The sequence below is a fragment of the Pseudomonas sp. ESBL9 genome, assembly GCF_036668715.1.
Classification (GTDB): domain Bacteria; phylum Pseudomonadota; class Gammaproteobacteria; order Pseudomonadales; family Pseudomonadaceae; genus Aquipseudomonas; species Aquipseudomonas lundensis.
In genome coordinates this window covers 503,130-529,835 of the sequence record NZ_JAZEVV010000002.1, presented here as the reverse complement: position 1 = coordinate 529,835, position 26,706 = coordinate 503,130, and the positions used below count along the sequence as shown (strand labels likewise).

Annotated in this window: 22 protein-coding genes and 1 pseudogene; 11 read left to right on the top strand and 12 right to left on the bottom strand. The window is 60.2% G+C overall.

Annotation, left to right across the window (positions count from 1 at the left end):
* Positions 1-84: 84 nt before the first annotated feature.
* From betA to yccS, 8 genes are all read left to right on the top strand, one after another.
* Positions 85-1,788 carry a choline dehydrogenase gene (gene betA / locus V6F78_RS08995; RefSeq protein WP_047278178.1) on the top strand — a complete coding sequence of 568 codons (1,704 nt, stop codon included), beginning with the start codon at positions 85-87 and terminating at the stop codon, positions 1,786-1,788.
* 184 nt (positions 1,789-1,972) lie between these two features.
* Positions 1,973-2,668, top strand: a complete 696-nt coding sequence (locus V6F78_RS08990; RefSeq protein WP_047278180.1) for an RraA family protein — start codon at positions 1,973-1,975, stop codon at positions 2,666-2,668.
* An 85-nt stretch (positions 2,669-2,753) separates the two neighbouring features.
* The gene (locus tag V6F78_RS08985) at positions 2,754-4,196 is read left to right on the top strand and encodes a TldD/PmbA family protein (RefSeq protein WP_070412710.1); all 1,443 of its coding nucleotides are present in this window, start codon (positions 2,754-2,756) and stop codon (positions 4,194-4,196) included.
* Positions 4,196-5,533 carry a TldD/PmbA family protein gene (locus V6F78_RS08980; protein ID WP_047295989.1) on the top strand — a complete coding sequence of 446 codons (1,338 nt, stop codon included), beginning with the start codon at positions 4,196-4,198 and terminating at the stop codon, positions 5,531-5,533. Before V6F78_RS08985 ends, V6F78_RS08980 begins: the two co-directional genes overlap by 1 nt.
* Positions 5,534-5,614: 81 nt before the next feature.
* The gene (gene mdtD / locus V6F78_RS08975) at positions 5,615-7,045 is read left to right on the top strand and encodes a multidrug transporter subunit MdtD (protein ID WP_047295992.1); all 1,431 of its coding nucleotides are present in this window, start codon (positions 5,615-5,617) and stop codon (positions 7,043-7,045) included.
* A gap of 147 nt (positions 7,046-7,192) precedes the next feature.
* Entirely contained in the window at positions 7,193-8,530 is a 1,338-nt protein-coding gene (gene dbpA, locus V6F78_RS08970; RefSeq protein ID WP_231740598.1) for an ATP-dependent RNA helicase DbpA, read from the top strand.
* Positions 8,531-8,661: 131 nt separating this feature from the next.
* Entirely contained in the window at positions 8,662-9,840 is a 1,179-nt protein-coding gene (locus tag V6F78_RS08965; protein WP_095007385.1) for an NAD(P)/FAD-dependent oxidoreductase, read from the top strand.
* A gap of 110 nt (positions 9,841-9,950) precedes the next feature.
* The gene (yccS, locus tag V6F78_RS08960) at positions 9,951-12,125 is read left to right on the top strand and encodes a YccS family putative transporter (RefSeq protein WP_094991359.1); all 2,175 of its coding nucleotides are present in this window, start codon (positions 9,951-9,953) and stop codon (positions 12,123-12,125) included.
* A 32-nt stretch (positions 12,126-12,157) separates the two neighbouring features.
* Here yccS and V6F78_RS08955 read toward each other — a convergent pair whose 3' ends face one another.
* A complete protein-coding gene (locus V6F78_RS08955) occupies positions 12,158-12,895 on the bottom strand; it encodes a substrate-binding periplasmic protein (protein ID WP_332726978.1) in 738 nt (245 codons plus the stop codon).
* A 217-nt stretch (positions 12,896-13,112) separates the two neighbouring features.
* On the opposite strand from V6F78_RS08955, the gene V6F78_RS08950 reads away from it, so the two are divergent.
* Complete coding sequence (locus V6F78_RS08950) at positions 13,113-13,580, top strand: GNAT family N-acetyltransferase (protein WP_094991358.1); 468 nt, start codon at positions 13,113-13,115, stop codon at positions 13,578-13,580.
* Here the strand turns inward: V6F78_RS08950 and V6F78_RS08945 are convergent.
* The 3 genes and pseudogenes from V6F78_RS08945 to V6F78_RS08935 form a co-directional block, all read right to left on the bottom strand.
* The gene (locus V6F78_RS08945; protein ID WP_047279385.1) at positions 13,571-13,867 is read right to left on the bottom strand and encodes a winged helix-turn-helix domain-containing protein; all 297 of its coding nucleotides are present in this window, start codon (positions 13,865-13,867) and stop codon (positions 13,571-13,573) included. The two genes, V6F78_RS08950 and V6F78_RS08945, sit on opposite strands and share 10 nt — an antisense overlap.
* A gap of 62 nt (positions 13,868-13,929) precedes the next feature.
* Positions 13,930-14,430, bottom strand: coding sequence for a M48 metallopeptidase family protein (locus tag V6F78_RS08940; RefSeq protein ID WP_169838887.1), 501 nt, complete (start codon positions 14,428-14,430; stop codon positions 13,930-13,932).
* 99 nt (positions 14,431-14,529) lie between these two features.
* Positions 14,530-15,840: pseudogene (locus tag V6F78_RS08935) on the bottom strand (diguanylate cyclase domain-containing protein); the annotation flags it as partial.
* Positions 15,841-16,165: 325 nt separating this feature from the next.
* Here V6F78_RS08935 and V6F78_RS08930 point away from each other — a divergent pair.
* Positions 16,166-16,837: a polysaccharide lyase family 7 protein gene (locus V6F78_RS08930; RefSeq protein ID WP_047296002.1), complete on the top strand. Its 672-nt coding sequence runs from the start codon at positions 16,166-16,168 to the stop codon at positions 16,835-16,837.
* A gap of 41 nt (positions 16,838-16,878) precedes the next feature.
* Here the strand turns inward: V6F78_RS08930 and V6F78_RS08925 are convergent, their stop codons facing one another.
* A complete protein-coding gene (locus V6F78_RS08925; protein ID WP_277620519.1) occupies positions 16,879-17,874 on the bottom strand; it encodes a cytochrome-c peroxidase in 996 nt (331 codons plus the stop codon).
* A 239-nt stretch (positions 17,875-18,113) separates the two neighbouring features.
* On the opposite strand from V6F78_RS08925, the gene V6F78_RS08920 reads away from it, so the two are divergent.
* Positions 18,114-18,458 (top strand): hypothetical protein, encoded by a 345-nt coding sequence (locus tag V6F78_RS08920; protein ID WP_047296004.1) that lies wholly within the window; start codon positions 18,114-18,116, stop codon positions 18,456-18,458.
* Between the two features lie 154 nt (positions 18,459-18,612).
* On the opposite strand, the gene V6F78_RS08915 is transcribed toward V6F78_RS08920, so the two are convergent.
* The 7 genes from V6F78_RS08915 to epd all read right to left on the bottom strand — a co-directional run bounded on the left by V6F78_RS08915 (position 18,613) and on the right by epd (position 26,587).
* The gene (locus tag V6F78_RS08915) at positions 18,613-21,051 is read right to left on the bottom strand and encodes a TonB-dependent siderophore receptor (RefSeq protein ID WP_332726976.1); all 2,439 of its coding nucleotides are present in this window, start codon (positions 21,049-21,051) and stop codon (positions 18,613-18,615) included.
* A 100-nt stretch (positions 21,052-21,151) separates the two neighbouring features.
* The gene (locus V6F78_RS08910; RefSeq protein WP_332726975.1) at positions 21,152-22,099 is read right to left on the bottom strand and encodes a FecR domain-containing protein; all 948 of its coding nucleotides are present in this window, start codon (positions 22,097-22,099) and stop codon (positions 21,152-21,154) included.
* Complete coding sequence (locus tag V6F78_RS08905) at positions 22,096-22,599, bottom strand: sigma-70 family RNA polymerase sigma factor (protein WP_094991362.1); 504 nt, start codon at positions 22,597-22,599, stop codon at positions 22,096-22,098. The genes V6F78_RS08910 and V6F78_RS08905 overlap by 4 nt, the downstream gene beginning before the upstream one ends.
* Before the next feature lie 246 nt (positions 22,600-22,845).
* On the bottom strand, positions 22,846-23,910 hold the full coding sequence (gene fba / locus V6F78_RS08900) for a class II fructose-bisphosphate aldolase (protein WP_047278209.1): 1,065 nt from the start codon (positions 23,908-23,910) through the stop codon (positions 22,846-22,848).
* Positions 23,911-24,090: 180 nt separating this feature from the next.
* Positions 24,091-24,309 (bottom strand): hypothetical protein, encoded by a 219-nt coding sequence (locus V6F78_RS08895; protein ID WP_048375396.1) that lies wholly within the window; start codon positions 24,307-24,309, stop codon positions 24,091-24,093.
* A 32-nt stretch (positions 24,310-24,341) separates the two neighbouring features.
* Positions 24,342-25,505 (bottom strand): phosphoglycerate kinase, encoded by a 1,164-nt coding sequence (locus V6F78_RS08890; protein WP_332726973.1) that lies wholly within the window; start codon positions 25,503-25,505, stop codon positions 24,342-24,344.
* A gap of 20 nt (positions 25,506-25,525) precedes the next feature.
* Complete coding sequence (gene epd, locus V6F78_RS08885; RefSeq protein WP_332726972.1) at positions 25,526-26,587, bottom strand: erythrose-4-phosphate dehydrogenase; 1,062 nt, start codon at positions 26,585-26,587, stop codon at positions 25,526-25,528.
* Positions 26,588-26,706: the final 119 nt, after the last annotated feature.

The window sequence follows — 26,706 nt, the reverse complement described above, 5'->3', positions numbered from 1 at the left end:
CCTCTGCAAAAACGGGTTGGCGTACAACCCTTCGCAGCCTTGGGCAGCGACTTCGGTTTATCTATTTCAAAGAGGGTGCATTTTATGTCCCAAGAATTCGACTACATCATTATTGGTGCCGGCTCTGCCGGTAACACCCTGGCGACCCGTCTGACTGAAGACCAGGGCGTCACTGTGCTGCTGCTTGAAGCGGGCGGCCCGGACTACCGTTTCGACTTCCGTACCCAGATGCCTGCGGCACTGGCGTACCCGTTGCAAGGCCGTCGCTATAACTGGGCGTTCGAAACCGATCCAGAGCCGCACATGGACGGTCGCCGCATGGAATGTGGCCGTGGCAAGGGCCTGGGCGGCTCGTCGCTGATTAACGGCATGTGCTACATCCGTGGCAACGCGATGGACTACGACGGCTGGGCGAAAAACCCGGGCCTGGAAGACTGGAGCTACCTGGATTGCCTGCCGTATTTCCGCAAGGCAGAAACCCGTGACATCGGCCCGAACGACTACCACGGTGGCGACGGCCCGGTGAGCGTGACCACGCCAAAAGCCGGTAATAACGTGCTGTTCCACGCCATGGTTGAAGCCGGTGTGCAAGCGGGCTACCCGCGCACCGAAGACTTGAACGGCTACCAGCAGGAAGGTTTCGGCCCGATGGACCGTACCGTGACGCCGAACGGCCGTCGCGCCAGCACCGCACGCGGCTACCTGGACACGGCCAAACAGCGTTCGACGCTGAAAATCGTCACCCATGCCCTGACCGACAAAATCCTGTTCGAAGGCAAGCGCGCAGTGGGCGTGGCGTACATGGTGGGCGACAGCGATACGCGCATTGAAGCCAAGGCACGCAAAGAAGTCCTGCTGTGCAGCGGCGCCATTGGTTCCCCGACCGTGTTGCAACGTTCCGGTGTGGGCCCCGCCGAGCTGTTGAACAGCCTCGACATTCCCGTGGTGCATGACCTGCCGGGCGTTGGCCGCAACCTGCAAGACCACCTTGAGCTGTACCTGCAATACGCGTGCACGCAGCCGGTTTCGCTGTACCCGTCGCTGTTGTGGTGGAACCAGCCGGCGATCGGTGCCGAGTGGCTGTTCATGGGCAAAGGCATTGGCGCGAGCAACCAGTTCGAAGCCGGTGGTTTTATCCGCACCCGCGAACATTTCGAATGGCCGAACATTCAGTACCACTTCCTGCCGGTCGCGATTAACTACAACGGCAGCAATGGCGTGAAAGAACACGGTTTCCAGGCACACATGGGTTCCATGCGTTCGCCAAGCCGTGGCCGGATCAACGTGAAGTCCAAGGACCCGCGTGAGTACCCGAGCATCCTGTTTAACTACATGTCCACCGAGCAGGACTGGCAGGAGTTCCGCGACGGCATCCGCCTGACCCGTGAAATCATGCAGCAGCCGGCTCTGGACGCGTACCGTGGCCGCGAAATCAGCCCCGGTATCGACAAGCAGACGGACGAAGAGCTGGACACGTTCATCCGCGAACACGCCGAGACCGCGTTCCACCCGTCGTGCTCGTGCAAGATGGGCACCGACGAGATGGCGGTTGTAGACGGCGAAGGCCGCGTGCACGGCATGCAAGGTCTGCGTGTGGTCGATGCCTCGATCATGCCGCTGATCACCACCGGCAACCTGAACGCGCCAACGATCATGATCGCCGAGAAAATCGCCGACAAGATCCGTGGCCGCGCACCGTTGCCACGCAGCACCGCCGATTACTACGTGGCAGGCGACGCACCAGTGCGTGGCAAGCCGCTGCGTGACGTGAGCCGTACGGCGCAGTAAGCAAGCCTGAACCTGCAACCGCTGGCGCAACCTGTGCCAGCGTTTGCAGGTTTTTTCCCGCATGTGTTTCATCTTCCCCCGCTTGCCCCGGCCTCAACGCAGGCCTACTCTAATGCCTCGTTTCGCGCCACACCCCCCCCGCCCCACCCGACATGCCAGCACCTGCCTGGCCACGAGGTTTTCTATGTTTGATGTTGTTTCTTCGAGCAAATGGCCAACCGGCTTCCTGATTAATCCAAACGCAGAACCTCTCGATCCGAAGTGGCTGACCGAGTTCAGCAAAATCCCTGCCGCCGCCGTGAGCGACTGCCTGGGCCGCAATGTCGGCGGTCTGGGCCTCAAGTCTTTCCACGGCAACCGCCCGATGCTGGGCAGCGCGTTGACGGTGCGCGTGCGCCCCGGCGACAACCTGATGATCCTCAAGGCCATGCAAATGGCGCGTCCCGGCGATGTGCTGGTGATCGACGGCAGCGCTGACCTGACCCGCGCCGTGTTCGGCGGCATCATGCGCGCCATGGCACTCAAGGCTGGCATCGTCGGGGTGGTCATCAACGGCGCCCTGCGTGACCTGGACGAGTGGCAAACCGGCGAATTGCCTGCCTACGCCATTGGCGGCGTACACCGTGGCCCGAGCACCGACGGCGGCGGCGAAATCAACGTGCCAATCTCGTGTGCCGGGATGCTGGTGATGCCTGGCGACCTGATGATTGGCGATGGCGACGGTGTGGTTGCCGCGTCGCGCAGCGAACTGCCTGAACTGCTGATCCGCTGCCATGACCTGCTGGCGCGTGAGCAAGCCACGCTCAAAGCCATCGAAGAAGGCACCCTGGACCCGGACCGTTTCGACGCCATCCTGCGCGCCAAGGGCTGCCCGGTTTAAAACGCTACGCTGCGTTGTCCTGACCCTCGCCGGCGCGAGAGGGTCAGGGTGAAGGCCGGTTCGCGCTCAGTCAGGAGTTCTGTGCATGTTCGATTTCTACCCTCAGCTCAAGCGATGCTTTGCCGCGTTGCACACCCGGGCCGAGTTCCATTCGTTGCGGTATGTGCGCGAATCCGGGCAGTTTCTGTCGGTGCGCAAGAATGTCGCAGAACCTCCTTACTTCAGTCAGGACCAGGGCGTGATGCTCACGGCGCGGGTCAACGGGGTCGAGGCCTATGCGGCCACTCATGACTTGACGCCCGCCGGGTTGCAGGCAGCGCTCGAACGCGCCGAGCAACTGGCGCGCCTGATTGCTAGCCACGCCCTGCTCGATTTGACGCAGGAGCCGGTTTCCAGCGAGTGCGCCGATTACTGCTCGCCCGACCTCCATCAGCCCTTCCCTTCCCTGAGCGATTGCTACGCGCTGCTGGGCGCCGAGTCCGCTGCGGTGCCGAAGGACGAACGACTGGTGAGTTGGGACGTCAGCCTGGGGCTTACCCACGTCGAGCAGATCTACCTCAACAGCGCGGGGGCCGAGGTGCGCCAGGCGCAGCGGTTTGTCTATCCGGGGATGTCAGTCACGGCGTTCGACGGCCACGACAGCCAGACCCGCAGCCTGGGCCGCGAGAACTTTGGCCAGCAGGGTGGCGCCGATGTCATCCACCGCAGCGGGCTGGTGGGCGCTGCGCCCAACGTGGCGGATCAAGCGCTGCAACTGCTGTTGGCACCCAACGCGCCTCAAGGCAAACGTGACCTGCTGCTGATGCCAGACCAAATGATCCTGCAAATCCACGAATCCATCGGCCACCCGCTGGAACTGGACCGCATCCTGGGTGACGAGCGCAATTACGCGGGCACCAGCTTTGTCAAAACCAGCGACTTCGGGCAACTGCAATACGGCTCGCCGTTGTTGAACGTGACCTTCGACCCCACCCTGCCGGAGCAACTCGCCAGCTACAGCCACGATGACGACGGCACCCCGGCTCACAAGGCATTCCTGATCCGCGAAGGGCTGTTGCTGCGCCCGCTGGGCGGTGCGCTGTCGCAGTTCCGCTCCGGGCTGGAGGGCGTGGCCAACAGCCGCGCTTGCAGCTGGAACCGACCGCCGATTGACCGCATGGCCAACCTCAACGTGGAGCCCGGCGACCAAAGCCTGCCCCAACTGATTGGCGGCATTGAGCGCGGCATTCTCATGGCCACCAACCGCTCGTGGTCGATTGACGATGCCCGCAACAAATTCCAGTTCGGCTGCGAATGGGGCCAGTTGATCGAAAACGGCGAACTCAAGGGCGTGGTGAAAAACCCCAACTACCGGGGCATTTCCGAACAGTTCTGGCGCAGCCTCAGCGCGGTGGGCGACCTCAGCACATTCAAAGTGCTGGGCACACCCAACTGTGGCAAAGGCGAACCCAATCAGGTCATCCGCGTCGGGCATGCTTCGCCAGCGTGTGTATTCAGTGATATCGATGTCTTTGGAGGGGATGCCTGATGGATCAATCAATGCGTGAAGCCAGGCATTTCGAAGGGCTGGTCGACGGGTTACGGGCAGCGTTGCGCGGCCCTGAGCGGTTCACTCTGAACTACAACGCCGAAACTTCGACGTTCATCCGTTTCAACAAGGGCAAGGTGCGACAGGCCGGAAACGTGCAACAGGCCAGCCTGAGCCTCAAGTTGATTAACGACGGTCGTCATGCCGATATCCGCGTGACCCTCAGCGGTGAGGCCGAGGTTGACCAATCGCGTCTGGCCCTGGCGTTGCAGCAACTGCGCGAGACCTTACCGCTGCTGCCGGTGGACCCGTATTTGCTGCTCAGCGCCGAGTCCTGGCAGAGCCGCAACGTACAAGACTCGCCTTTGCCGGACACCGCACAGGTGCTGGACGAAATCCGCAGCGCCTCGCACGGTGTCGACCTGGTGGGCTTCTACGCCAGCGGGCCGATCAGCTATGGCTATGCCAGCTCCGAAGATGCGTTTGGCTGGCATCAGGCCAACAGCTTCAATTTCGACTGGAGCCTGTTCCACAGCAACGGTCAGGCGGTGAAAGCCAGTTACGCGGGCGCCCAATGGGACAGCCAACGCTTCGCCCGGCGCATGCAACTGGCGCGCGAGCAACTGGCGTTTCTTGGCCGCCCGGCCCACGTGTTGGCCCCCGGCCAATACCGCGCCTACCTGGCCCCGGCGGCGCTGGAAGAAGTCATGAGCATGCTGAGCTGGGGCGGATTTTCGGCGCAGGCGTTGGCCAGCAAGGCCAGCCCGCTGCAAAAGCTCTACGCCGGTGACGCCCGCCTCAGCCCGCTGGTGTCGCTGGACGAACAGGTGAGCCAATCCCTGAGCCCGGCGTTTTCCGGGGAAGGGTATCCGCGCCAGGACTTGTCGCTGGTCAGGCACGGCATGGCCGATCAACAACTGGTGGGCTCACGCAGCGCGGCCGAGTATGGCTTGCAGGTCAACGGCGCACTGCCGGGCGAGTCCCCGAGTGCGCTGGCGATGGCGCCGGGCACGCTGGAACAGGCCGATATCCTCACGCAACTGGGCACCGGGCTGTACATCAGCAACCTGTGGTACTTGAACTACTCGGACCAGCCTGCCGCGCGCATGACCGGCATGACCCGTTTCGCGACATTCTGGGTCGAAGACGGCCAGATCATCGCCCCGGTGAACACCATGCGTTTTGATGACAGCGTCTATAGTCTGCTGGGTTCGCAACTGGAAGCGCTGACGGTGGAGCGCGAATGGCTGGTGTCGGCCAGCACGTACGACCAACGCCAGACGGCATCGAACCTGTTGCCCGGCGCACTGGTCAAAACACTCACGTTGACGTTGTAACCTTCCGCGCCATCGCTGCCGCTGGCCCCATGCCGCCTGCGGCAGCGACGAAACCGCTGACTTTTCACACGACGAGGTCTTATGCCCGCTCGCCCGGTTCTCAGTCCTGAAACATTGCGCTGGTTGCCGTGGGTGGTCGCCATCGCGTTCTTCATGCAGTCACTCGATGGCACGATCCTCAACACGGCGTTGCCCGACATGGCCCGCGACCTCGACGAGAACCCCTTGCGCATGCAGGGCGTTATCGTCGCCTACATGCTCACGGTGGCCTTGCTGATCCCGGCTTCCGGCTGGATTGCCGACCGCTTCGGCACCAAGAAAATCTTCTTCAGTGCCATCCTCCTGTTCAGCCTCGGCTCTTTGCTGTGCGCGTTGTCCGGCACCCTCAATCAACTGATCGGCGCCCGCGTGATTCAAGGGCTGGGCGGCGCCCTGATGCTGCCGGTGGGGCGGCTGGTGGTGCTAAAGGCGTATCCGCGCTCGGAGCTGGTGCGGATCATGGGCTTCATCACCATTCCCGGCCTGCTCGGCCCGTTGATCGGCCCGACCATGGGCGGCTGGATGGTGCAGTACCTGAGCTGGCACTGGATCTTCCTGATTAACCTGCCGGTCGGCGCGTTCGGCTGTTGGGCGGTCTGGCACTTCATTCCGGATTTGCGCGGCGACGAACGCACCCGCTTCGATGGCCTGGGCTTTTTGCTGTTTGGCGCGGCAATGGTGTTCATCACCATTGCCATGGAGGGGTTGGGCGAACTGCACATGCCGCACTTGCGGGTGATGTTGCTGCTGTTCGCGGGCATGGCGTGTCTGGCGGCGTATTGGCTGCGCGCCGGTAACATCGCCAATCCGCTGTTTTCCCCCAGGCTGTTCAAGACCAAGACCTTTGCCGTGGGCATCCTCGGCAACCTGTTTGCGCGTCTGGGCAGTGGCGCGCTGCCGTTTCTGGTGCCGTTGCTGCTGCAAGTGGCGTTGGGGTATTCGCCTTCTCAGGCCGGGATGAGCATGCTGCCGCTGGCAGGCGCCGCGATGCTGGCCAAATGGGGCGCGCGGCCGCTGATCGAGCGCCTCGGCTATCGCAAAGTACTGACCTTCAACACCTTCGCGCTGGGCATCATGCTGGCCAGCATGGGGTTGGTGACGGCACATACGCCGTACCCGCTGTTGCTGTCGATGCTGGCCGTGCTCGGGGCCATCAACTCGTTGCAGTTCACGGCCATGAACACCGTGACCCTGATCGACCTCGACGACGCCAGCGCCAGCAGTGGTAACAGCTTGCTGTCGGTGGTAGCGCAGTTGTCGCTCAGCCTGGGCGTGGCCTGTGCCGGCGCGCTGCTCGGCGGTTTCACGGGCGATGGCGGCGGGGATGGGGTCGACACGGTGCTGGGGGCGTTCCAGTTGACCTTCCTGACAGTGGGCATCATGGCCATGCTGGCGGCGGCGATCTTCCTGCAACTGTCGCCTCAGGATGGCCGTAAGCCCAAAGCCCACTCGGAGCACGAACTGGAACACTGATCGTTGCCGCAGGTTCTGGGCGACAACTCGTCCAGAATCTTCAGGCGAAGGGCCTTGGGCTGTTACACTGCGCGACATTTTGTTTTGCAGGCCAGTCCCGTGACCACCATCGCCACCGCTTTTAATACTTTGCCCTTGTCCGCCGCCATGTTGGCTAACCTCGACTCCCTCGGTTATGCCCAGATGACGCCGATTCAGGCGCAGAGCTTGCCGGTGATCCTCAAAGGCATGGACCTGATCGCTCAGGCCAAGACCGGCAGCGGCAAGACCGCCGCCTTTGGTATCGGCCTGCTGAACCCGATCAACCCGCGCTTCTTCGGCTGTCAGGCGCTGGTGATTTGCCCGACCCGCGAACTGGCTGACCAGGTCGCCAAAGAAATCCGCCGTCTGGCCCGCGCCGAAGACAACATCAAAGTGCTGACCCTGTGTGGTGGCGTGTCCTTCGGGCCGCAGATCGGTTCGCTGGAGCACGGCGCGCACATCATCGTCGGCACCCCGGGCCGCATCCAGCAGCACTTGCGCAAAGGTTCGCTGGTCCTCGACGGCCTGAACACGCTGGTGCTGGACGAAGCCGACCGCATGCTCGACATGGGCTTCTACGACGCCATCGAAGACATCATCGTGCAAACCCCGGAGCGCCGTCAGACCTTGCTGTTCTCGGCCACGTACCCGGTTGGCATCAAGCAGTTGTCGTCCAAGTTCATGCGCAACCCGCAGCAGGTCAAGGCCGAGGCGTTGCACACTGACAGCCAGATCGAGCAGCGTTTCTACGAGATCTCCCCTGAAGAACGCATGAGCGCCGTGACCAAGGTGCTGGGCCATTTCCGCCCGCAATCGTGCGTGGCCTTCTGCTTCACCAAGCAGCAGGTTCAGGAAACCGTCGACCACCTGACCTCCAAAGGCATTTCGGCGGTCGGCCTGCACGGCGATCTGGAACAGCGCGACCGCGATCAGGTACTGGCCATGTTCGCCAACCGCTCGACGTCGGTGCTGGTGGCCACGGACGTAGCCGCCCGTGGTTTGGACATCGATGCCCTGGACATGGTCATCAACGTCGAACTGGCGCGCGATTCCGAAATTCACATTCACCGTGTAGGGCGTACCGGCCGTGCCGGTGAAAAAGGCATCGCCATCAGCCTGGTCGCCCCGTCCGAAGCGCACCGCGCCCAGGCCATCGAACAATTGCAGAAAGCCCCGCTGAACTGGGACACCCTCGACACCCTCACCTCGCAGGGTGGCGCGCCGCTGCTGCCGGCCATGAGCACGTTGTGCATCGGTGCCGGTCGTAAAGACAAAGTGCGTCCGGGCGATATTCTTGGCGCGCTGACAGGCGACGCCGGAATCCCGGGCGCTCAGGTCGGCAAAATTGCGATTTTCGACTTCCAGGCGTACGTGGCCGTGGATCGCACCATCGCCAAGCAGGCCGCTCAGCGCCTGAGCGACGGCAAGATCAAAGGCCGTTCGCTGCGCGTTCGGGTGTTGTAAAACGCTTTAAAAACTCCCTCGCCCCAACCCTCTCCCGGAGGGCGAGGGGGCAGAATTCAAGATCGTCTCATCTCAGGCCTCCCCCACCGGGAGAGGCCGGGGTGAGGGTAGCTTTTAGTGAGGACTGCGCTGTGCGTTCTACCGACGTTGTAATCATTGGCGCTGGCGCCGCAGGCTTGATGTGCGCGCTGACCGCTGCCGGACGTGGGCGCAAGGTGATGTTGATCGACCACGCCAACAAGGCGGGCAAAAAAATCCTCATGTCCGGCGGTGGACGTTGCAACTTCACCAATATGTACACCGAACCCAACAATTTTCTGTCGCAGAACCCGCACTTCTGCAAGTCGGCATTGGCCCGTTACACGCAGTGGGATTTCATCGCGATGGTGGCCAAGCATGGCGTGCCGTACCACGAGAAAAAACTCGGCCAACTGTTTTGCGACAACAAGTCTAGCGACATCCTTGAGATGCTCCTGGACGAATGCCAGCACGCGGGGGTCAGCCTGCACCTGGACACGTCCGTCGAGCAGATCGAGAAAACCGAAGCCGGTTACACCGTGAACACCACGCTCGATGCGTTGCAGTGCCAATCGCTGGTGATCGCTACCGGCGGCTTGTCGATCCCGACCCTCGGTGCGACCGGTTTCGGCTATCAAGTGGCCAAGCAGTTCGGGCATACCCTGCTGCCGACCCGCGCCGGGCTGGTGCCGTTTACCATCACCGACCAGTTGAAAGCAATCTGCACCGAACTGTCCGGCACCTCGGTGGATTGCCTGGTGAGCTGCAACGATCAGAGCTTTCGCGAGAACATCCTGTTCACTCACCGTGGCTTGAGCGGCCCGGCGATTTTGCAGATTTCATCGTTCTGGAACCCTGGCGATACGGTTGAAATCAACCTGCTGCCCGACCTCGACGCCCTCGACTGGCTGCACAGCCAGCAGGCCGAACGCCCGAACAGCGAGCTGAAAACCCTGCTGGGCGAGATTTTCACCAAGAAGATGGCCAACCTGCTGGCCGAACACTGGTTTGTGTCCAAGCCAATGAAGCAATACACGCCCGGTGAGCTGGCGGACGTGGCGGACAAACTGGCGTGCTGGAAGGTCGTACCGGCGGGCACCGAAGGCTACCGCACCGCCGAGGTGACGCTGGGGGGTGTGGACACGCGCGAAGTGTCGTCCAAAACCATGGAATCGCTGAAAAGCCCTGGCCTGTATTTCGTGGGCGAGGTGCTGGATGTCAGCGGCCACTTGGGCGGCTTCAATTTTCAGTGGGCCTGGGCTTCGGGCTACGCGGCAGCGCAATACGTCTGACCGCGTTGACAGCCCCCTGATTTTTTTGGGGGCGATGTGAACAGTGTCATTGCACTGTCGTCATAACTGGCTCAATTTAGCGAAACGACTCGCAAGGCAACGCCACTTCAATGTCATCGAAAACCGTTCGACAGTCCCTGCGCCGCCTATGGGCGCAGGACAAGTTCAGTTACAGCGTGCGGGTGTTTATCGCCCTGACCGGCAGCATGGCCTTTTGCTGGTATCAGAATGAAATGAAGCTGCTGATCCCGCTGTTTTTGGGGATCATCGCCAGCGCCCTGTCCGAAACCGATGACAGCTGGCAAGGCCGCCTGAATGCCTTGCTGGTGACGCTGGTGTGTTTCACCGCCGCTGCGACCACGGTTGAACTGTTATTCCCTTACCCGCTGTTGATGGTGTGCGCGCTGGCGTTGGCCAGCTTTGGCCTGACCATGCTCGGGGCCTTGGGTGAGCGCTATGGCGCCATTGCGTCTGCCACGCTGATTCTGGCGGTGTACACGATGATCGGTGTCGATCAACGCGGCGGTGAAGTGACCGATTTCTGGCATGAACCCCTGCTGCTGGTGGCGGGCGCCGCCTGGTATGGCGTGCTGTCGGTACTGTGGCAGGCGCTGTTTTCCAATCAGCCGGTGCAGCAAAGTCTGGCGCGGCTATTTTGGGAATTGGGGCTGTACCTCAAGCTGAAATCATCATTGTTCGAACCGATCCGCAAGTTGGACGTGGAGGCCGGTCGTCTTGAGCTGGCGCGCCAGAACGGCAAGGTGGTGGCGGCGCTGAACACCGCCAAGGAAATCATCCTGCATCGTGTCGGCAACTCGAGGCCGGGCTCCACCCTCAGCCGCTACTTGAAGCTGTACTTCCTGGCCCAGGACATTCACGAACGCGCCAGTTCCTCGCACTACCCTTACAACGCGCTGGCGGAAGCGTTCTTCCACAGTGACGTGATGTTCCGTTGCCAGCGCCTGCTGCGTCAGCAAGGGGTTGCCTGCCAGCGGTTGTCCGAGTCGATCAAGCTGCGCCAAGCCTTTGTTTATGACGACAGTTTTGCCGAAGCGCTCGCCGACTTGCATGCGTCCCTCGAACACTTGCGTATCCAGAGCAATCCGGCCTGGCGCGGGCTGTTGCGGTCCTTGCGGGCGTTGGCCGCCAACCTCGGCACCCTCGACCGTTTACTCAGTGACGCCAGCAACCCCGACACCCTCGCGGATGCCACCGACAGCAGTTTGCTGGACCGTTCGCCGCGCAACCTGAAGGATGTGTGGTCGCGTCTGCGCCAAAACCTGACGCCCACGTCGCTGATTTTTCGTCACGCCCTGCGCTTGCCGTTGGCGCTGTGCATCGGCTTTGCCATGGTGCACTGGATTCACCCGACCCAAGGCTACTGGATCATCCTGACCACATTGTTTGTGTGCTCACCCAGCTACGGGGCCACGCGGCGCAAGTTCAGCCAGCGCATCATCGGCACGGCCATCGGCTTGGCGGTGGGCTGGGCGCTGTTTGATCTGTTCCCCAACCCACTGGTCCAGTCGATGTTTGCGGTGGCAGCCGGGGTGGTGTTCTTTATTAACCGCACCACGCGCTACACCTTGAGCACCGCGGCCATCACCTTGATGGTGCTGTTTTGCTTCAATCAGGTGGGCGACGGCTACGGGTTGTTCCTGCCGCGCCTGTTCGACACCTTGGTGGGCAGCGTGATTGCGGCTGCCGCCGTGTTCCTGTTCCTGCCCGACTGGCAAGGGCGGCGCCTGAATAAAGTGCTGGCCAACACCTTGAGCTGCAACAGCCAGTACCTGCGCCAGATCTTGCAGCAATACGCGCAGGGCAAAAGCGACGACCTGGCCTATCGGCTGGCCCGACGCAACGCCCACAACGCGGATGCCGCGCTGTCGACCACGCTGGCCAACATGCTGATGGAACCGGGGCACTTCCGTAAGGATGCGGACATGGGCTTCCGCTTTCTGGTGTTGTCGCACACGCTGCTCAGTTATCTGTCAGGGCTGGGTGCGCACCGCGACACGCAGTTACCGTCCGAGGTGCGCGAACAGTTGATCGAAGGGGCCGGGCGCACGATTGCCGACAGCATTGACCTGATCGCCCAAGGGCTGGTCAACCGTCAACCGGTGGCGGTGCAGAGCGATGACGAGGAAGCACTGGCCAGCGCGCTGGAGCAGATGCCGGATGACATCGACGAAAGCCAGCGACTGGTGCAAACCCAACTGGCGCTGATCTGCCGCCAGCTCGGACCTTTGCGCACACTGGCCGCGCACTTGATCAAAACCCCGTAAAGCCGTTTAGCGCCTCGGGCGATTAATACGGCCTACATGCCATGGGCTTTGAGCAGGCGTTCAAAACTGCCGTCGGCTTTCATGGCGGTGATTTCACGGTCGAAATCCGAGACGATTTTGGCGTGATCAGGGTTTTGCAGGCTGACCAGAATATGCAGCTGGTTTTCGCTCAAGGCCGTGGGCATGAACTCCACCGCGTTGCGCACCCGCGCCGATTCGCGCGACAGCCGGTAGCGCGCCACATACTCGTCTTCCAGCGTCAGGCTCACCCGGCCTGCCACCAGCATGCGCACGGCCATCGCAAAGTTATGCACAGGGACTTTGTTGAGCTGGGTGCTGTTGTCGAACGCGGGGGTATAGGCGTAACCGGGCACATAGGCGATGGCATAACCGGTCAACTGCCCCAGCGTGTCGTATTCAACGGGGGAGTCTTTGCGGCGGATAAAACGCAGCCGGTTTTGCAGATACGGCGCTGAAAACTGCCCGATTTTCTGACGATCTTCATGGAACCAGGCGTTAACCAGCACGTCGTAACGACCGTTTTGTATCCCTTGCAACGCCCTGGCCCACGGCACTTGCTCAAAAGCGCTGGGGTACCCGGCCCGCGCAAGGGCTGTGCTGACCAGATCGGTGGCCAGCCCGCCATTGACCAGCGTGCCATCGGTAAACGGTGGCCAGTGATCGCCCACCAGACGCAGCGTCTCGGCGCTGGCGTGATGAGCCCATAAGGTCAATCCGGACACAATCAAAGCTCTGCGCAAGCGAGACATGCAAGATCCTTAAGGGGCTGCCCACTATTATTTAGCTGCCATTTATTGGGGCCCATCCTGATCAGCGTCAAGGGATGAAGGCCCGGGCCACTCAAAGATAACTCCCAATCGCAGTAAGTTGATATCAAAAAGCCTTATCTGCTGACACTTTTACGCTTGGCCTGCTTTGCCATTCGCGCCTAGTATCTGGCGATCGCCACTCTTTCAGGACAACACCGTGACCACCGACTGGATCTGTAAACACCACTCTGACCTGGGTAAAGAACAGCTGTACGCCATTTTGAAGCTGCGCTGCGAAGTGTTCATCGTTGAACAGGAATGCGCCTATTTGGACATCGACGGGCAGGATCTGGAAGGTGACACGCTGCACCTGATGGGCTGGCAAAACGATCAACTGGTGGCGTATGCGCGCTTGCTCGACCCTGAGTCCCATGCCGGGGACGTGGTGATTGGCCGGGTGATTGTTGCACCGCAGGCACGTGGGCATAGCCTGGGCCATGATTTGATGGACCAAGCGCTGCATAACATCAAAGAAAACTGGCCGCAGGAGCCTGTCTTCCTGTCCGCCCAGGCGCACCTGCAATCGCTGTACGCCAAGCACGGTTTTAACGCCGTGGGCGAGCCCTACTTCGAAGACAACATCCCGCATATCGGCATGCGCCTGAACGCCGACGCTCAGGGGTAATTCAATACCTGCTTGATCTGTTCCACATGCCGGGCGACCCAACTTTTATCAATCGGGCCCCAACTGCGGATCACATAGCGCCCAGCGTGATTGCGGGCGCCGTCCTCTTGTTCGAATTCGCACAGGATGTCCAGGTCAGCTAGCGCTGCAAGGGTGTCCTGCGCCGTGCGACGGGGCATGCCGGTCACTTCGGTGAGCGCCGGCACATTACTGGCCCGTTGGGTATCAATCAACCAGGCCACATACAGGCGCCGGTAAAAGCTGCTTTTGGTTTTACTGACGTCCATTGATCACTCCTGTCACACGTTGGATTGCCGGTGGCGCGAACCTGTACGCTGCGCCGGTAAAGTCAGGTTTTGCCCTGCATGTCACGCCACGTCAGGTACACCCGCAAGTCGAATTCCAGCTGGTGGTAGTCGGGCAGCATGTACTCGCACAGCTTGTAGAACGCTTTGTTGTGGTCCGATTCCTTCAAGTGGGCCAATTCGTGGACCACGATCATCTTCAGGAATGCGGGTGCGGTGTCCTTGAACAAAGAGGCCACGCGCAGCTCTTTCTTGGCCTTGAGCTTGCCGCCCTGTACCCGTGAAATGGTGGTGTGCAAGCCCAGTGCGCGGTGGGTCAGGTCGAGGCGGTTATCGAACAGCACCTTGTCGAAGGACGGCGCATTGCGCAGGTGTTCCTGCTTGAGTTCAAGCGCGTACGCGTACAGGGCCTTGTCGCTCTGCACGGCATGTTTACCGGGGTAGCGTTCGTTCAGGTACGCGCCTAACTGATCGCGTTCGATCAAATGCCGCACTTGATCCTGCAAGGTCTGAGGGTACGCCTGGAGGTATTTGAGAACAGTCATGGGGCCCGCGCGACGCGTAAAAAGTGCGCCAGTGTAGCGGCGCACCAGCCCTTACTTCCAGTGAACAGGGCTGAGCAGCGCCTGGGTGCTGATCAGCGCGTCATAAAAACGGTACTGCTGACGCCCTGCCCGCTTGGCTTCGTACATGGCCGCATCGGCCGCGCGCATCAGGGGTTCAAGGCCGGTGCCCCCGCCGGGGTCAACCGCAATGCCGATGCTGACGCCGAGGCTGACATCCAGCCCCTGGATGAGCTGATGCACTGCAATCCGCTCGATCAGTTGCTCTGCGATCTGCGCGGCTTCCTGCGGCTCATCGACGCTCAACAACAGGGTGAATTCATCCCCGCCAATGCGCCCCAGAATATCGCCGGGGCGGGCGCACTGCTCCAGCTGCTCGGAGACCCAGCTCAGGGCGTGGTCCCCGACCTCATGCCCAAGCGAGTCGTTGATGCGCTTGAACCCATCCAGGTCCAGGTACAACAACACGCGCAGTTGCGCATCGACGTCATCGCGCATCAGTAACGCTTCGACGGCCCGTTGAAAGCCGCGCCGGTTCAACAACCCCGTCAGCGAATCGGTGATGGCTTGCAGTTCGAGCTGCTGATGCAGATGGCACACTTCGGACATGTCCAGCACCGTCACCACCATGGCGTGTTGTTGCCCGGAAAGCGGCGCACAGGACAAGGTCACGGGGAGCAACTGGTCGTGGGCCGAACGCAGGATGGCGTCATGCACCCGGTAGGTTTCGCCCCGCTGATAACCGTGATAAATGGCAGATTCATACCAGCGCGGCACGTGGGGCTTTTGCAGAAAATCCAGCAAGGGCACGCCTTCGAGCCCGGCCACCGAAACCTTGAGCAGGCGCGAAATGGCCGGGTTGGCAAAGCGGATGCAGCCGTCTTCGTTGACCACCAAAATCCCTTCGGCCGCGTTTTCCAGCACTGAGGCATTGAACGCTTGGGCAATTTCCAGATCGCGGCTCAGGCGACGCAACGCCCTGGCATTGCTTTGATGCTCCAGCAGCGCCTGCACTTTGGGTTTGAGAATTTGGGAATCAAAAGGCTTGAGCAGGTAGTCCACGGCACCGCATGCGTAGCCCTCCAGGACGGCATCCCGGGATAGCGCGTTGGCGGTCAGGAAAATGATGGGGGTAAAACGCGTGCGCTGGCTGCCGCGCATAAAACGTGCAACTTCAAACCCGTCCATGACGGGCATCTGAACGTCCAGCAACACCAGGTCGACCTCGTGGCGCAGCAACATGTCCAGGGCTTCAACACCTGACGCGGCGGTCAGAATGTGCCAGTCGGGGCGCTGCAACAACGCCTGCATGCTGATCAGATTTTCAGGGTAATCATCCACTACCAAAAGAACTGAACCAGCCTCAGCCGGTTTCTCGGGCACGCATTCCATGCTGCTTCTCTATTTGACTGTCCTGAACTCAGGTGAAAACCGGACAAAAACTGAAACTCAACTCTAAACCCGGGCACTGCAAAGCAGAAGCGACCTTGCACTACACAATTAGACATAAGTGGATCCAACCGACTAACGGTATGCCCGTTTATCCCCACGTGTAATGCGGGCTTTACGGTTATAACGTTTTTTTTGACGTCAAATAAAAGTGCCATCATTTAACTGGCCATACCGTTCGTCCTATAAAGACCTCCCGTCAAAGCCTTGGTCCAGACACCACCCCGGTGTGTGTGGCCTGTAAGCGCAGCAGCACAAGGCCCGAAACATGATCGATCTGGCAACCTGGAACCTGAGCGTTCCGGTCGGCTCCACTCCGACGACCATCGACACTCCCCGCCTGCTTAAGGGTTTCAAAAATGTGTATTTCCATGCCGATTCCGGCACGCTTTTTTTCTGGGCGCCGGTGACCGCAAGCACCACCGTCAACGCCATTTACCCGCGCAGCGAATTACGTGAAACCCGCGCCGATGGCTCTTTGCGCAATTGGCTGTACCCCAGCGCCAACCATTTTTTGAACGCCACGCTGGCCGTCAATCAAGTGCCCTCCTCCGGCAAGGTCGTGATCGGGCAGATCCATGCGTTTCAAAGTCAGCAGCCCCTGCTCAAGCTGGAATACCAATACAAGACCAGCAAACTCAGCGGCAACCTGGTGGCCAAGGTGCGCATACGGCCCAACGACACCACCATCAAGACCGTAACGGTGGCCGAGAATGTGCCTCTGCAAAAGAGCTTCACCTATGTCATCAACCTGACACCCGACGGCACCTTGAACGTCAAGGGCGCCAATAAAGTCTGGAACACGCCCATCAGCGCTACATGGCGCGACAAACCGCTGTACTTCAAGGCCGGGGCGTACGTGCAGGACAACACGGGCAATAGCAAAGAAGGCGGGCAAGTCACGTTCAGCAAGCTGGACATCGACCACAACGCGCCCTGAGTAAAGCGCAGAGCCGCACTGGCGGCTCTGTCTTCAATGCATCACTGGCCGAATGGCACGGGGTGCGGTGTGTGTGCAGAGGACGGCGGCAACTGCGGCAACATAAAGCTCGGCTGATCGCCCGTCAGGGTTTTAAGGAAGGCCACTATCTGCCCCACTTCCTCCTGGCTCAGTTTGCGACCCAATTGCAGACGGGCCATCACATCCACCGCTTCCTCCAGATTCCAGTACGCACCGTCATGGAAGTACGGATAAGTCAGCTCGACGTTGCGCAAGGTGGGCACCTTGAACAGCATGCGGTCGGTGTCTTTTCCCGTCAGCCCGGCGACACCTTCGGATGGGTTCTTGGTGACATAGGGCTCGATCATCCCCATTTTCTGCATCGATGCTCCGCCCACGGCCTCGCCGTTATGGCAAGCAATGCAGCCCGTGTTTTTAAACAGTTCATACCCTTTAACCGCGGCCGGGCTGATGGCGTCTTTTTCACCTTTTAACCACCGGTCAAACGGCGCATTGGGTGTGACCAGCGTCTCCTCGAATGCCGCCAGTGCATCGGTGATGTGGTCGATACTGACCGTGTCATCGCCATACACCGCTTTGAATGAATCGCGATATTGCGGGATCGAGCGCACCACGTCAGAGGCCAGGTTGTGGGTAAACCCCATTTCACCGGGGTTGGCAATCGGCCCGCCCGCCTGTTCCTTGAGGGTTTTGGCGCGCCCGTCCCAAAACTGCACGACGTTCAGGCTGGAGTTAAGCACCGTGGGCGAATTGATCGGCCCTTGATGCCAGTTGTGACCAATGGACGTCGGTAAATTATCGCTACCGCCCATGCTCAAGTTGTGGCACGAGTTGCAGGAAATAAATCCGGACTTGGACAACCTCGGGTCAAACCACAACTGCTTGCCCAGTTCCACCTTCGCCGGGTCAGTTATTTTTGCCGGTTGTATCGGCTGTATCGGTTCATTGATCGGCGCGGCGGCCCACGCCTGCACCCCCAGCATCAAACTGCACAGTGCAACCCACGGTTTAATCACGGTGTTCTCCTTCACGTTATGGTTTTTTAACCACTATGGGTTACGTAACGTGATGGCCAGATGATGCGAGTCAACGGATCCATCCCTGGTCAAAAGTGGGATGTTTCCGTATGTAAGTGAAGGGCACTTCTGAGATGACGATCCCCCGGCAGGCACTGCTTGCGGCCCTGAAAGTCACAGGGCTATCTTCTTGAGTCGCCAAGCGGCCTGGCCCAATTGATGCTCCCAGTGGAATCGACATGAAGAAAAAGCGCGACGATCACCAGCACGATGAAAAAACGCGACGCCTGCTTGATGACCTCAACGCTGCACCCGCCCCGCTGGACGAACTCAAACCGACTCAACCCGCCGAAGTCAGCCCGGCCTCGCCTTTCGCCGTGCGCGGTGACGTGCGGGCGCTGGAAGCCTTGAAGCATATGTCGATCATGCTCAAAAGCACCGAGGAGGTTTCGGACGAGATCACCGAGCGCGCCAGCGGCATAGAGCGAGGGCTGATCTGGTCGATGCTGCATTCCGTCGAGATGACCCGCTCGCTGGTGGACGCACTGCTCAGGGGCAATGGCGTGGACCCTGATTCGTTGTAGGCAGGCAGATCCAGAGCCTTTTAGCCTCAACTCAAAACCAGTTGCGCTGGCGATGCTATCAACCTTGAGCAACGATCACCCTCTGCTCACTGACCGTCGCTCATTGGGTCTTTTTTCGGCAGTCAGGGACAAGGTGAGCCCCTGACCGTCAGGCTCAGAAGTCCCAGCGCGTGGTCACCATAAAGTTGCGTGGCTCGCCATAAATCGCCGAGTTATAGAACCCGATGTTGGTGTAGTAGTACTTGTCGAACACGTTATTGACGTTAAGGGTGGTCGACAGGTTTTCCGTGAATTGATAACGGGTCATCAGGTCGACCAGCCAATAGGGCTTCTGCGAGAAATCCTCGTAGCGGTTTTTCGGGCCGTTGTACATTTCTTGCCAGGCCGTGCTCTGCCAACGGGCACCACCGCCCACGGAGACTTTGCTCAGGTCGCCCTTGAGTTTGTAAATGGTGTAGAAGCTGAGCTGGTCTTCGGGCTCAAAGGTCGAGATTTTCTTGCCCGTGTCATCGCGTACCACCTTGTGCGTGTAGCCACCTTGCAAGCTCCACCCGGGGCTCAGCTCCCCGGATATTTCCAGCTCATAGCCCTTGGTCCTCGCGGCAGTGCCCTTGAAGGCATAGTTGGGTGGCGTGGGCGACAGGTTGTTCCAGGCGTCGTCGGGGATGGGGCGATTGCTTTCCTTGATCTCAAAGTACGCCAGGCTGGCATTCAGGCGGCCGTCGAACATTTCGCTCTTGAGGCCGATTTCATAGTTTTCACCCTGGTCCGGGTCGAGCATCTTGCTGTGGCGATCCAGGTTGTAGAACTCCTGCGGCATGAACACGTCGGTGTAGCTGGCGTACGCCGTGAGGGAGTCGGTCAGGTCATACGTGATGCCCGCATAGGGGATCACGCGGCCAGATTCATGGTAGGTCGTGGTGGTGCCGGTCAGGGTGTAGTCCACCACTCGCGCACCGAGAAACACATTCAGGTCGTCGGTGATAGAGAGCCGAGTGGTCCCGTACATGCCCGTCTGACGCACCGTGTCATCGCTGATTTGTGATGCCCTGCCCCAATCAGGTTTGGCCAGGTGCCCGTTCCAGTTGAAGTAATCGACCAGGTTGGGCGTGGAGAACTTAACGTCCCAGAAACCTTTGCCTTGCCAGTTTGCTTTGCTGATCGAGCCGCCCAGCACCAGTTGGTGTTCACGCCCCATCATGCTGTAAGGGCCACTGATATAGAGGTCAGCCGCATCGCTGGTGGTTTCACCCTTGTAGCGTTGCGCATTGATGGTCGCTGTGCCATCAGCTGCCGGCTGGTTGAACTGGATGGCGCCCAACTGGGCGTCGTAGCCATTGAGCTTGTGATCGAGTTGCAGCTTGCCGACCCAACCACCGCCGAGGTCTTGTTCGAGCGTGGCAAAGACGGTGCGGGTGTATTGCTGCCAACTGCTCCAGTCGGTGGCATTGCTGAATGAACGCTTGGCGTCGTTGATCTCGCCAGCGTAGTTGTACAGTGGAAAACTCCCCGACCAGGTTGACCCCTGAGGCCGGTTGTCCTGATAGTCGGCGCCCACGGTCAGCAATGTGTCAGGCGTGAGGTCGGCTTCGAGGATGCCGTAGAACACCGAACTCTGGTTGGAGTAGCGGTCGATATAAGACTGGCGGTCCTGATAGGCCGCCACTGCGCGGCCACGTACGTTGCCGCTGTCGGTCAACGGTCCGCTGACGTCCGCTTCCGTGCGGTAGTTGTCCCAGGAGCCGGCGCCCGTGGTGATATGGCCATGAAAATCATGGGTGGGCTTCTTGCGCACCAGGTTGATGGTGCCGCCCAGCGAACCGGCGCCGCTCAACAATCCGGAAGCCCCCTTGAGCACCTCGATACGGTCATAGATCGCCATGTCGCTCAGGGTGTTGCCCGCCGAATAGGCAACGTTGCGCACCGCCGAAGGAATGCCGTCGTACTGGAAGTTGTTGATCGAGAAACCGCGCGAGTAGTAATTGGTCCGGTCCGTGTCGTACGCCGAGACGGTAATGCCAGGGGTGTGACGCATCACATCGTCAACGTTGTCGAGCGCGAAATCATCCATATGCTGGCGGGTGATGACGCTGATCGATTGCGGTGTCTCGCGGGGCTTGAGCACCATGCGCGTGGCCGTGGCGATGTAGCCCGGCGTGTAAGAGCCAGTGCCTTCGGTCACTGAACCCAACTGGTTGGTCACCACTTCAGTGGCACCCAGCTCCAGGCCGGACTGAAGGCTGCGCGCGACCAGCACATAGCCCCCGTTCGTCTGACGCTCGGCGTGCAGCCCGCTGCTGGCCAGCAAGCGGTCCAACGCCTCTTCAATGCTGTATGACCCTTCAAGCCCGGCCGTGGTGAGCTGACGAGCCTGCTCGGTATCAAACGAAATCGTCACCCCCGCTTGCACGCCAAATTGGGTCAAGGCGCTGCCCAGCGGACCAGCCGGTATCTGGTAGGTCGTTTGGCTGTGCGCATAACTCAGCGCGGGCATCATCGCCAGCGCAGACAGGCTGGCCAGGGACGCGCCCAGCAGCGACAGGCGCACAACGCGGGTGATTTTATGGGTGGCAGTGAGGGGGAGCGGGTGCATTGGGTGATCCTTGCGTTGTCATGGCAGTAACTCGCTGCGTTCGCGGCTTATGTCATTGACGGATGAGAATCAAAATCAGCAAGGTTCAACAGAAAACCTTTTAAGCGGGCTCGATGCTGGCCCAATAGCGGGTCATAAAACGCACCTTTACCGGCAGGGTTTTACTCAGGTTCTCCAGTACGGTTTCGGTGTCATCGATACGAAAAGCGCCCGATATGCGTAGGTCCTGAACCGCTGTCGCACACTGCAACACGCCGGGCCGATAGCGGTTCAGTTCCTCGACAAAGTCCCCCAGCCGCCAGTCGTCCACACGCAGCATGCCGTGGACCCAGGCCGTCGACCCTGCTGCTAAAGGGCTAATGCCCTCGATCGCCTCGGGATCAAACGTCACTTGCTGCCCAGCCTCCACCCGCACAGGCTGACCGGATGACCGACGGGCCGTCACTTCAACAACGGCCTGCAACACGCCGACACGGGTGCGCCCGGGCAGTTGGCGCACGCTGAATTGCGTGCCCAGTGCCCGCACGCGCCCTTCTCCGGTATCCACAATAAAAGGCCGCAGGGCCGAGTCCTTGGCGGTCTGAACCAGAATTTCCCCACCGTGCAGCTGGATCAGGCGCTGGGTTGAATCGAAGCGGATGTCCAGCGATGTGTGGGCATTCATCTGCACCTGCGAGCCATCGTCCAGGCGCAGCGAACGCCGCTCGCGGCTGCCCGTACGTTGCCCGGCGAGCATCGAACGGTAGGGCAGCTCTTCAACCGCCAGCCAGGAACAGGCACCTGCGGCCAGCAGCAGACTGAGTATTTTCAAGACCTCCCGGCGCTGCGCCTTGGCTGCACTGAGGCTGGACAAGGCCGTTTGACGGGGCACGCGGGCCCATTGTTGCTGAATTTTCTCGACACGTGCCCACGCCGCCGCATGCTGAGGGCTGGCGTGCAGCCAGGTTTGCCAGGCGCGGGACGTGGCGTCGCAGCATGTGTCGTCATTCAATTGCACGTACCACGTTGCGGCGGCCTCAAGGACCTTGAAGTCGGGAGCACCGCTCATTCGTGCGCCATCAGCAACAGGCAGCGGGTCATGGCCCGAATCAAATGATTTTTCACTGTGGTGACGGATACGCCGTAGCGTTCGGCCGTCGCCACGTAGCTGAGTCCTTCAAGTTGTACCGCGAGGAAAATATCCCGTGTCCGGCTGCCCAGTTCATCGAGCAGCGTATCGATTGAGACCAGCATTTCGATGATCGACAGCCGCGTTTGCGGCGAAACATCGACCGGTTCAGGGCGCAGCGATAAAGCCTGCAAATAGGCCTGCTCGATGGTGCGGCGACGGGATTTATCGATTAACAGCGACCGCGCGATGGCGCTCAGATAACCGCGTGGCTCGCGGATTGGCGTGTCGATCCGGGCCGTCATGACCCGCACAAACGTATCCTGCGCCAGATCGGCGGCATCGGCGGCATTACCCAACCGCACCCGCAACCAGCCCTTCAGCCAACTGTTGTGGTCGCTGTACAACTGATGAAGTGCTGAGCGATCAAGCGCCGACATGAACATGCCACCCATGCGTAAATGGTAATCGCTCGCATTGTCGTGATGGCAAGCTGATTATGCAAGGGTCATTTGATGGCAGGGTGACTTGAGGCAGTGGCCAGAACGCCGCTGATGAAACGCTACGGGTTGGGTAAAACCCGAACAACAGGCAAAAAAAATCCGGCGCCCCTGAGAGACGCCGGATGTTTTTGCTGACTGAGCACCGACCAACCGGCCTTCACTCAACAGCAGGACGCGCAGGTCTTAGTTGACCTTGGCGTTCAGCTCACCTTTGAGGTAACGCTGGTACATGGCTTCCAGAGAGATCGGCTTGATCTTCGAAGCGTTACCGGCGGTGCCGAAGGCTTCGTAACGGGCGATGCAGACATCACGCATGGCCGTTACTGTGGCGCCGAAGAATTTGCGCGGGTCAAACTCGCTCGGGTTGGTGGCCATCAGGCGGCGCATGGCGCCCGTCGATGCCAGACGCAGGTCGGTGTCGATGTTCACCTTGCGCACGCCGTGCTTGATGCCTTCAACGATTTCTTCAACCGGCACGCCGTAGGTTTCTTTGATGTCGCCGCCGTACTCGTTGATGATTTTCAGCCACTCTTGCGGCACCGAGGACGAACCGTGCATCACCAGGTGAGTGTTCGGAATGCGCTTGTGGATTTCTTTGATGCGATCAATCGCCAGCACGTCGCCAGTCGGCGGCTTGGTGAATTTGTACGCGCCGTGGGACGTACCGATGGCAATCGCCAGGGCATCCACTTGGGTGCGTTTTACAAAGTCAGCGGCTTCTTCAGGATCGGTCAGCATTTGGCTGTGATCCAGCACGCCTTCCGCGCCGATGCCGTCTTCTTCGCCGGCCATACCGGTTTCCAGCGAACCCAGGCAGCCCAGCTCGCCTTCTACCGACACACCACAGGCGTGAGCCAGGGCCACGGTTTGCTGAGTCACGCGCACGTTGTAGTCGTAGTCAGTCGGGGTCTTGCCGTCTTCACCCAGCGAGCCGTCCATCATCACCGAGCTGAAGCCCAGCTGGATCGAACGCTGACACACGTCAGGGCTGGTGCCGTGGTCCTGGTGCATGCACACCGGGATATGCGGGAATTCTTCGATCGCGGCCAGGATCAGGTGACGCAGGAACGGAGCACCTGCGTATTTGCGCGCACCGGCCGAAGCCTGAACGATCACCGGGGAGTCAGTCTTGTCAGCGGCTTCCATGATGGCGCGCATCTGCTCAAGGTTGTTGACGTTAAAAGCTGGAACGCCGTAGCCGAATTCGGCGGCGTGGTCCAGCATCTGGCGCATGCTGATAAGTGCCATTGTGCGTGTCTCTCCCGGACGAGGGTCGTTAATCGTGCAAGCCTGCCGGAGCGGCGGCTGCTATTCAAGTTTTTGCAGATCGGGGGTAACCGCTCTGCGCGTCATTAGCATCATCTGTAGTCGCTGCCGCAGTCGGCTCAAAGCCCATCACTGAATCAGCCACGCCTACAGCTCAAAGCGTCACGGGCACCCGCGCTCTTTAGAAGGCGTGGGTGACTCGTATTTCTCCAGTGCCTCAGGCCCTGATCGTTTATTGACCAATGGCACACTCTGCGCCTGCCAGTCAGCCTGGTAACAGCCGCTCTCTTCAGGCGTGGCCGCTTCAGGCGCGGGCTTGTTCGAGCCGGAACACCCGGCCACCAAGCCTGCAATCATCAACAGCGGTAACAACTTGAGCATGTCCATGCTTCCTTTCAGGGCCTGATTCACGTTCAGGCTTTCGCGCGGCTTTCCAGAACGTCCACGGCAGGCAATACCTTGCCTTCAACGAATTCCAGGAACGCACCGCCACCGGTCGAGATGTAAGAGATTTTGTCAGCAACGCCGTACTTGTCGATGGCGGCCAGTGTGTCACCGCCGCCTGCAATCGAGAATGCAGCGCTGTCAGCGATGGCGTGGGCCAACACTTTGGTGCCATTGCCGAACTGGTCAAACTCAAAAACGCCGACCGGACCGTTCCACAGAATAGTCTTGGATGATTTCAGCAGCTCGGCGAAGTGCGCAGCCGTCTGCGGGCCGATGTCCAGAATCATGTCGTCTTCTGCCACGTCAGCAATTAGTTTGACAGTGGCTTCAGCGCTTTCAGCGAATTCCTTGGCCACCACCACGTCGGTCGGCAACGGCACATTGACCTTGGCGGCGATGGCGCGCGCGGTGTCCAGCAGGTCGGGTTCGTACAGCGACTTGCCCACCGGGTGGCCGGCCGCCGCGAGGAACGTGTTGGCAATGCCGCCGCCCACGATCAGCAGGTCACAAATCTGGCTCAGGCTGTTCAGGACGTCGAGTTTGGTCGACACCTTGGAGCCCGCGACAATCGCAGCCATGGGTTTGGCCGGGGCGCCCAGGGCTTTGCCCAGCGCTTCCAGCTCGGCAGCCAGCAACGGACCTGCCGCTGCAACCTTGGCGAACTTGGCCACGCCGTGGGTCGAACCTTCGGCGCGGTGCGCGGTGCCAAAAGCGTCCATCACGAACACGTCGCACAAGGCCGCGTATTGCTTGGCCAGTTCATCGGCGTTCTTCTTTTCGCCCTTGTTGAAGCGCACGTTCTCGAACAACACGATGTCGCCGGCTTTGACGTCAACACCATTGAGGTAGTCGCTCACCAGCGGCACTTCACGGCCCAGCGCCTTGCTCAGGTAGTCAGCCACGGGCTTGAGGCTGTTTTCAGCGCAGAATTCGCCTTCAGTCGGGCGGCCCAGGTGCGAGCAGACCATGACCGCTGCGCCTTTTTCCAACGCCAGCTTGATGGTCGGCAGCGAAGCAAGAATGCGCGCATCGCTGGTGACAACACCGTCCTTGACGGGGACGTTGAGGTCTTCGCGGATCAGTACGCGCTTACCTTGCAGATCGAGGTCGGTCATCTTCAACACGGTCATGGGTCGCAGTTCCTGAGTTTCTAATGTGAGAGAACGGTTTTTGGGTGAGTTACATGCAGATAGTGCTCTGCCACATCGATCATTCGATTGGCAAAACCCCATTCGTTGTCAAACCAGGCCAGCAGGTTAACCAACCGCGGGCCGGACACACGGGTCTGACTGGCATCGACAATCGCCGAATGCGGGTCATGGTTGAAGTCACAGCTGGCATGGGGCAATTCGGTATACGCCAACAAGCCTTTGAGCGGGCCGCTGCTCGCGGCCTCGCGCAACATCTTGTTCACTTGCTCCGCAGTGGTGTCGCGCGCGGTGACCAACGTGATATCAAGGCACGACACATTCAAGGTCGGCACCCGTACGGCTTTGGCTTGAATTCGGCCCGCAAGTTCCGGCAGTAAACGTTCAATACCTTTGGCCAGACCGGTGGACACCGGAATCACTGACTGAAACGCCGAGCGTGTACGACGAAGGTCTTCGTCATGGTAGGCATCAATCACCGGCTGATCGTTCATCGCCGAGTGAATGGTGGTGATCGACACGTACTCCAGACCAAACGCCTGATCCAGCAGACGCAACAGCGGCACGCCGCAGTTGGTGGTGCATGACGCGTTGGAAATCAGGCGCTCGGCGCCGGTCAGGCTGTGCTGGTTCACGCCGTACACGATGGTGGCGTCGGCATCGGCCTCGCTGGCCATCGGTTGCGAGAACAATACAGCGGGGGCCCCGGCGTCGAGAAAACGCTGGCCGTCCGTACGGGTGTTGTAGGCACCGGAGCATTCCAGAACCAGATCAACGCCCAGCGCGGCCCAGTCAATTCCTTCAGGGGTGGCACTGCGGAACACTTTCACGCAGTCGCCATTGATATGCAGGCAGTCGCCTTCGATCCGTATCTCGCCGGGAAACCGGCCATGCGTGGAGTCGAAGCGCGTCAAATATTCGAGGCTGGCCATATCGGCCAGGTCATTGAGGGCAACAATTTCAAACCCGGCAGCCGCTCCCCGCTCACACAACGCACGCAAGACGCAACGACCAATGCGGCCGTAGCCGTTGAGTGCAACTTTGTAAGGACGCGGTTGAGGCATGGGGTTCTCTTATTCTTCAAAACCTGCAGTCGCTGCCCAAAGCTGCGATCAGGCCCGCAGGCCTTCAGCAAAGGGTTGCACAGCGCCCCTTCACAACCGTGGGCAACGACGACGGGAAG

Bases quoted from the DNA above. Each gene is read 5' to 3' on its own strand.
- betA (WP_047278178.1), top strand. From the start codon at position 85: ATGTCCCAAGAATTCGACTACATCATTATTGGTGCCGGCTCTGCCGGT.
- V6F78_RS08990 (WP_047278180.1), top strand. From the start codon at position 1,973: ATGTTTGATGTTGTTTCTTCGAGCAAATGGCCAACCGGCTTCCTGATT.
- V6F78_RS08985 (WP_070412710.1), top strand. From the start codon at position 2,754: ATGTTCGATTTCTACCCTCAGCTCAAGCGATGCTTTGCCGCGTTGCAC.
- V6F78_RS08980 (WP_047295989.1), top strand. From the start codon at position 4,196: ATGGATCAATCAATGCGTGAAGCCAGGCATTTCGAAGGGCTGGTCGAC.
- mdtD (WP_047295992.1), top strand. From the start codon at position 5,615: ATGCCCGCTCGCCCGGTTCTCAGTCCTGAAACATTGCGCTGGTTGCCG.
- dbpA (WP_231740598.1), top strand. From the start codon at position 7,193: ATGTTGGCTAACCTCGACTCCCTCGGTTATGCCCAGATGACGCCGATT.
- yccS (WP_094991359.1), top strand. From the start codon at position 9,951: ATGTCATCGAAAACCGTTCGACAGTCCCTGCGCCGCCTATGGGCGCAG.
- V6F78_RS08955 (WP_332726978.1), bottom strand. From the start codon at position 12,895: ATGTCTCGCTTGCGCAGAGCTTTGATTGTGTCCGGATTGACCTTATGG.
- V6F78_RS08945 (WP_047279385.1), bottom strand. From the start codon at position 13,867: ATGGACGTCAGTAAAACCAAAAGCAGCTTTTACCGGCGCCTGTATGTG.
- V6F78_RS08940 (WP_169838887.1), bottom strand. From the start codon at position 14,430: ATGACTGTTCTCAAATACCTCCAGGCGTACCCTCAGACCTTGCAGGAT.
- V6F78_RS08930 (WP_047296002.1), top strand. From the start codon at position 16,166: ATGATCGATCTGGCAACCTGGAACCTGAGCGTTCCGGTCGGCTCCACT.
- V6F78_RS08920 (WP_047296004.1), top strand. From the start codon at position 18,114: ATGAAGAAAAAGCGCGACGATCACCAGCACGATGAAAAAACGCGACGC.
- V6F78_RS08915 (WP_332726976.1), bottom strand. From the start codon at position 21,051: ATGCACCCGCTCCCCCTCACTGCCACCCATAAAATCACCCGCGTTGTG.
- V6F78_RS08910 (WP_332726975.1), bottom strand. From the start codon at position 22,099: ATGAGCGGTGCTCCCGACTTCAAGGTCCTTGAGGCCGCCGCAACGTGG.
- V6F78_RS08905 (WP_094991362.1), bottom strand. From the start codon at position 22,599: ATGTCGGCGCTTGATCGCTCAGCACTTCATCAGTTGTACAGCGACCAC.
- fba (WP_047278209.1), bottom strand. From the start codon at position 23,910: ATGGCACTTATCAGCATGCGCCAGATGCTGGACCACGCCGCCGAATTC.
- V6F78_RS08895 (WP_048375396.1), bottom strand. From the start codon at position 24,309: ATGCTCAAGTTGTTACCGCTGTTGATGATTGCAGGCTTGGTGGCCGGG.
- V6F78_RS08890 (WP_332726973.1), bottom strand. From the start codon at position 25,505: ATGACCGTGTTGAAGATGACCGACCTCGATCTGCAAGGTAAGCGCGTA.
- epd (WP_332726972.1), bottom strand. From the start codon at position 26,587: ATGCCTCAACCGCGTCCTTACAAAGTTGCACTCAACGGCTACGGCCGC.